General features: G+C 71.7%; 7 protein-coding genes and 1 pseudogene. 6 read left to right on the top strand and 2 right to left on the bottom strand.

Annotated features, from left to right (window positions below):
* The 3 genes from ACFFNX_RS41095 to ACFFNX_RS41085 form a co-directional block, all read left to right on the top strand.
* The coding region (locus ACFFNX_RS41095; RefSeq protein ID WP_378211596.1) for an ATP-binding protein at window positions 1-231 on the top strand (231 nt) is incomplete at its 5' end.
* Between the two features lies 1 nt (window position 232).
* The gene (locus ACFFNX_RS41090; RefSeq protein WP_378211594.1) at window positions 233-877 is read left to right on the top strand and encodes a response regulator; all 645 of its coding nucleotides are present in this window, start codon (window positions 233-235) and stop codon (window positions 875-877) included.
* A 129-nt stretch (window positions 878-1006) separates the two neighbouring features.
* A complete protein-coding gene (locus tag ACFFNX_RS41085) occupies window positions 1007-1363 on the top strand; it encodes a MerR family transcriptional regulator (RefSeq protein WP_378211593.1) in 357 nt (118 codons plus the stop codon).
* Between the two features lie 45 nt (window positions 1364-1408).
* Here the strand turns inward: ACFFNX_RS41085 and ACFFNX_RS41080 are convergent, their stop codons facing one another.
* Window positions 1409-1960, bottom strand: a complete 552-nt coding sequence (locus ACFFNX_RS41080) for a CGNR zinc finger domain-containing protein (RefSeq protein ID WP_378211592.1) — start codon at window positions 1958-1960, stop codon at window positions 1409-1411.
* Between the two features lie 49 nt (window positions 1961-2009).
* Between ACFFNX_RS41080 and ACFFNX_RS41075 the strand changes: the two genes are divergently transcribed.
* The gene (locus ACFFNX_RS41075) at window positions 2010-2837 is read left to right on the top strand and encodes an alpha/beta fold hydrolase (protein ID WP_378211591.1); all 828 of its coding nucleotides are present in this window, start codon (window positions 2010-2012) and stop codon (window positions 2835-2837) included.
* A gap of 51 nt (window positions 2838-2888) precedes the next feature.
* On the opposite strand, the gene ACFFNX_RS41070 is transcribed toward ACFFNX_RS41075, so the two are convergent.
* Window positions 2889-4775 (bottom strand): acyl-CoA dehydrogenase family protein, encoded by a 1887-nt coding sequence (locus ACFFNX_RS41070; protein ID WP_378211590.1) that lies wholly within the window; start codon window positions 4773-4775, stop codon window positions 2889-2891.
* A gap of 54 nt (window positions 4776-4829) precedes the next feature.
* Here ACFFNX_RS41070 and ACFFNX_RS41065 point away from each other — a divergent pair.
* A pseudogene (locus ACFFNX_RS41065) lies at window positions 4830-4991 on the top strand (TMEM175 family protein); the annotation flags it as partial.
* 29 nt (window positions 4992-5020) lie between these two features.
* A complete protein-coding gene (locus tag ACFFNX_RS41060; protein ID WP_378211598.1) occupies window positions 5021-5305 on the top strand; it encodes a hypothetical protein in 285 nt (94 codons plus the stop codon).
* Window positions 5306-5368: the final 63 nt, after the last annotated feature.

Raw genomic sequence — 5368 nt, 5'->3', positions numbered from 1 at the left:
GGCCACGGCCTGACGGGGCTGGACGAGCGGGTGCGGGCGGCCGGTGGGTTCCTGGACCACCGGGCGCGGAACGGGGAGTTCCGGCTGGTGGCGATGCTGCCCCTGGCGGCGGAGCCCGAGGGCGGCGAGACGCCCGTGCCCGGCGCGGCGCGTACGGCCCTGCTCGGCCTCGCCACCGCGGCGCTCATGTTCGTGGTCCTGCCGATGACCATGCTGGTGGGGGTGGCCTGAGGTGATCCGGGTCCTGGTCGCCGACGACGAACCGCTGATCGTGGCGGGCATCCGCGCCATCCTCGGCTCGGCGGCCGGCATCGAGGTCGTCGCCGAGGCGGCGGACGGCCGAAAGGCCGTGGAGGCGGCGGTCCGGCACCGCGTCGACGTGGCGCTGGTCGACATCACCATGCCGGTGATGGACGGCCTGAGTGCGATCGAGGAGCTGCGCCGGCGGGCGCCCGGCGTCCGCTGCGTGGTCCTGACCTCCTTCGGCGCCGAACCCAACGTCGTGCGCGCCCTGCGGAGCGAGACGGCCGGGTTCGTGCTGAAGAACTGCGGCCCCGACGAGCTGATCCGCGCCGTACGCGCGGCCCACGACGGCGACGCCTACCTGTCCCCGGCCGTCACCCGCACGGTGCTCGGCATGGTCACCCCGACGGACCGCCGCCGGGAGGCGGCCGAACGGCTGGCGGCCCTGACCCCACGGGAGTCGGACGTCGTGCGCCTGGTGGGCGAGGGCCTGCCGAACGCCGAGATCGGCCGGCGGCTGCACATGAGCGAGACGACCATCAAGACGTACATGACCCGGATCCTGGCCAAGCTCGGCTGCGCGAACCGCGTCCAGGCCGCCCTCCTGGCCCGCGACGCCGACCCGCGCCCGTGACCACGGCCGGATCGGGTCCGGCTCGAACGCGGCCGGGCCCCGGGCCATGGTCAATAGCGATCGTTCTGAGGTCAAGGAGGTCACAACCATGGGCGTGTGCGCCCGCGCCGCACGCCGGACCGTGCTGCGATGTCTCGCGCGATGCTCACCGAAGACGAACACCGGCCGCGCTACTCCGTAGGCCAGGCGGCCGAAATCCTCCGTACCCGACCCCGATTCCTGCACCGTCTCGACACCTATGAGGTGGTCCGCCCGAGCCGTACGCCGGGCGGGCACCGACGCTACTCCCATCACGAGCTGGGCCGTATCCGCCGCGTCATCCAGCTGGCCCAGGAGGGGATCACCCTCACCGCCATCCGTCACATCGTGGCCCTGGAGCGGCGCGTCCGCGAGCTGGAGGCCCAGCGCGACGCGGCCTGGGAACGCCTGACCGAACGCGAGTCACGGCAGACCCGGAGGCGGAGGACCCGCGTCCCCCCGCTCTGACCGTCCGGAAGCCGGTGCGGCCCGGTCGTTGAAGCCGGGTGCGGCTCAGCCTCCGGCCGAACGGGTGTAGTGGCGGCGCGCCTTGGTGCGGTTGCCGCAACGCCGCATCGAGCACCACTGGCGGTTGCGGGCGGGAGAGCGGTCCGCGAAGCGGATGCCGCAGTCATGGGCCGCGCAGACCCGCACCAGTTCATCCCCGGTGAGCAGGTCGACGGCGTCCAGCGCGACGAGGGCCAGGGCGGCGGACACCGAGGGCTCCGGCGGGACCGCGACCAGCCGGTCGCCGTCACGTGCCAGGCGCGGACCGCTCGGCGCCTCGGCCGCCATCGCGTTGACCGCCGTCACCGCCTCATCGGCCGCCGAGGCCTCCGGCCGCTCCGGTGGGAACACCAGCGTGTCGATCGCCGCACGCAGGCGGCGGGCGCTCTCCAGTGCCTGCCCGCCGACGCGTACGCCCGCGAGCAGATCCGCCTCCGAGAGCCAGGCGGCGAGGTCGGAGGGGGTCAGCAGGGTCTCCCGGGGGGTCTTCGCGCGGTCGCGGACGGTGTTCAGCAGGTCGATGCTCAGCCGTCCGCCGTCCCACACCCAGTCACCCATAACCCTATTATGCGGTTAGACTGCGCCTAACCGTCTTAAGGGGTTAGAAATGGCGATCGCGACTGTCAACGGCATCCGGATGTACTACCGGTCCAGCGGCTCCGGCCCGCTCCTGGTCCTGCTGCACGGCTGGCCGCAGACCGGTCACTGCTGGCGCCATCTCGTCGGCCCGCTCAGCCGCGCGTACACCGTCGTGGTCCCCGACCTGCGCGGGTACGGGCGCAGCGACCTGCCGCGCGACGGTCACGACAAGCGCACCAGGGCCGAGGATCTGCACCAGCTCATCGGGCGGCTCGGCCACGAGAGGGCGACCGTCGTCGGGCACGACCGCGGGGCGCGGGTGGCGCACCGCTGGGCGCTGGACCACCCGGGCGACATCGAACGGCTCGTGGTCATGGACATCATCCCGACGCGGGAGATGTGGCGGCGGATGGACGCGGACCTCGCCCGGGGCACCTGGCACTGGCTCTTCCATCTCCAGCCCGACCTGCCCGAGCTTCTCGCCGGCGCGAACCCCGGTGCCTACCTGCGCTTCCTCATCGACAACTGGTCTCACGTGCCGCTGCCGGAGGAGGACATCGCCGAGTACGTCCGGGCGTTCGAACGGCCGGGCGCGCTGCGCGCCGGGTTCGACGACTACCGCGCCGCGTTCCCCGCCGACGCCGCGCACGACGACGCCGACCACGGCCGGAGGCTCACCATGCCGCTGCTGGCCCTGTGGGGCGAGCACAGCTTCCTCCAGCGGATCGACGCCGTGGAGGTCTGGCGCGACTACGCCGAGGACGTGACCGGCGCGATGATCGAGGAGTGCGGGCACTTCCTCGCCGAGGAGCGCCCCGAGGCGGTGCTGAAGCACCTCGAACGCTTCCTCGCGTGAGACGCGGACGGGCCCGCTCCCGGCGGGGAGAGCGGGCCCGCCGAGCGGGGTTCAGGTGAGCGTGCGGTGCACGTTCTCGACCGTCGACGGTCCCGGCTCGGCCGCGGCGATCCACGGCCCGGGGATGGACGGGTCCAGCACGCCCTCCTCCTGCCAGGTGTAGCGGCCGTCCATGACACGCCGGGCGAAGGCGGCGTCGAGACCGTCGGTGTTGTGCCACAGCCGGTCGAACAGCTCGCCGATCCGCACCTGCGCCTGCGCGCAGAACATGTCGGCCATCTCGTACGCCTCCGGCCGGTCGTCGGCCTTCGCGCGGACGCAGACCGCGCTCATCGCGAAGAGTTCGGCGCCGATGTCGACCATGCGGCCGAGGAAGCCCTGCTTGCGCTCCAGCCTGCCCTGCCAGCGCCCGGCCGCGTAGAAGATCGACCGGGCCAGCTTGCGCGAGGCGCGCTCGACGTAACGCAGGTGCCTGGCCAGCGGGCCGAACTCGGTGTAGCTCGTCGGGATCTGCCCCGCGCCGGTGACGAGCGTCGGCAGCCACTTGGCGTAGAAGCCGCCGGCCCTGCGGACGGCCGCGGCCTTCTTCGGCAGGTCCGCGTCGGGGTCGATGATGTCGCCGGCCACCGACAGATGCGCGTCCACGGCCTCGCGGGCGATCAGCAGCCGCATGATCTCCGAGGAGCCCTCGAAGATCCGGTTGATGCGCATGTCGCGGACGAGCTGCTCGACCGGCACGCCGCGTTCGCCGCGGGCGGCCAGTGACTCGGCCGTCTCGTAGCCGCGGCCGCCGCGGATCTGCATGAGCTCGTCGGCGATGAGGAAGCCCATCTCCGAGGCGTACAGCTTGGCGAGCGCCGCCTCGATCCGGATGTCGCCGCGCTCCTCGTCCGCGAGCGAGCTGGACAGGTCGAGCATCGCCTCCAGGGCGTACGACGTGGCGGCGATGAAGGAGATCTTGGATGCGACCGCCTCGTGCTCGCCGACCGGGCGGCCCCACTGGACCCGTGCGCTCGACCACTCGCGGGCGATCATGGTGCTCCACTTGGCCGCGCCGGCGCACATGGCGGGCAGGGACAGGCGGCCGGTGTTCAGCGTGGTCAGGGCGATCTTCAGGCCCTGTCCCTCCTTGCCGATCCGGTTCGCGGCGGGCACGCGCACCTGGTGGAAGCGCGTCACGCCGTTCTCGATGCCGCGCAGGCCCATGAAGGCGTTGCGGTTCTCGACCGTGATGCCGTCCGCGTTCGCCTCGACGACGAAGGCGGTGATGCCGCCGCGGCGGTCGTCGGACCTGGGCACGCGGGCCATGACGACGAGCAGGTCCGCGACCACGCCGTTCGTGGTCCACAGCTTGACGCCGTCCAGCACGTACTCGTCGCCGTCCGGGGTCGCGGTCGTCCGCAGCCGGGCCGGGTCCGAGCCGACGTCCGGCTCGGTCAGCAGGAAGGCGCTGATCTCGTTCACGCAGCGGGGCAGGTACGCGCGCTTCTGCTCGTCGCTGCCGAACAGCTTGACCGGCTGCGGTACGCCGATGGACTGGTGGGCCGACAGCATCGCGCCGACCGCGGGGTGGGCGGAGCCGAAGAGCATCAGCGCCCGGTTGTAGTACAACTGACTGAGCCCGAGCCCGCCGTACTCCTCCGGGATCTTCATCCCGAAGGCGCCGAGCTGTTTCAGGCCCTTGACCACTTCATCCGGGATGCGGGACTCACGCTCGATGGTCCGAGCGTCGATCTTGGTCTCGCAGAACTCCCGTACGCGGGAGAGGAACTCCTCCCCCTTCTGCCGCAGCTTCTCCGGAGGCTCGGGGTGCGGGTGGATCAGGGCCAGCCGGAAGTCCCCCAGGAAGAGCTGCTTGCCGAAGCTGGGCAGTTCCCATTCCGTCTGCCGGGCCTCCTCGGCCACGCGGCGGGCGGTGCGTTCGTCCACGTGCGTCACGAAGATCACCTCACAGTAAGTTACTACTGAGTTCTACCCGTCGGTAGCCAAGGCATGCGACAAACTCCCCACATGGACGGGAAACGGGCCGAGGCCTTCAGTGACGGCGTGTTCGCCGTGGCGATCACTCTGCTGGCGCTGGAGCTGAAGGTGCCCGGCGGCGAGGGACCGCTGTCGCACCGGCTCCTGGAGATCTGGCCCGCCTACCCGGCGTACGTGGTCGGCTTCCTGAGCATCGGCATCATGTGGCTGAACCACCACACGCGATGTCGATCTGCTTCTCCGCGATCTGGTGGTACGTCGTCTTCCACCAGGGCATGCTCGACGCGCGGCTGGAACGGGAGGCCGTACGCCGGTCGGTCCCGAGGTTCGGCATCGGGTTCGTGGCCTACGCCGGTACGACGCTGAGCGCGTTCGTGTCACCGTTGGCCGCGCTGATCCTGTTCGGGCTGATCGCGCTCTACTACGCCTTCGAGCACCGGCCCGCCGCGCGGGAGCTCGACGCGGACGCCGGTCCCGGCGCCGGGTGAGGACCGCAGCATCGCCCGCCCGCCGTGCGCCGCCGCGATCGAGGCCACGATCGCCAGCCCGCG

Source organism: Actinoallomurus acaciae (genome assembly GCF_042429965.1).
GTDB classification, from domain to species: domain Bacteria; phylum Actinomycetota; class Actinomycetes; order Streptosporangiales; family Streptosporangiaceae; genus Actinoallomurus; species Actinoallomurus acaciae.
The sequence above is the reverse complement of the archived record's forward strand: the minus strand, read 5'-3'. Positions and strand labels throughout refer to the sequence as shown.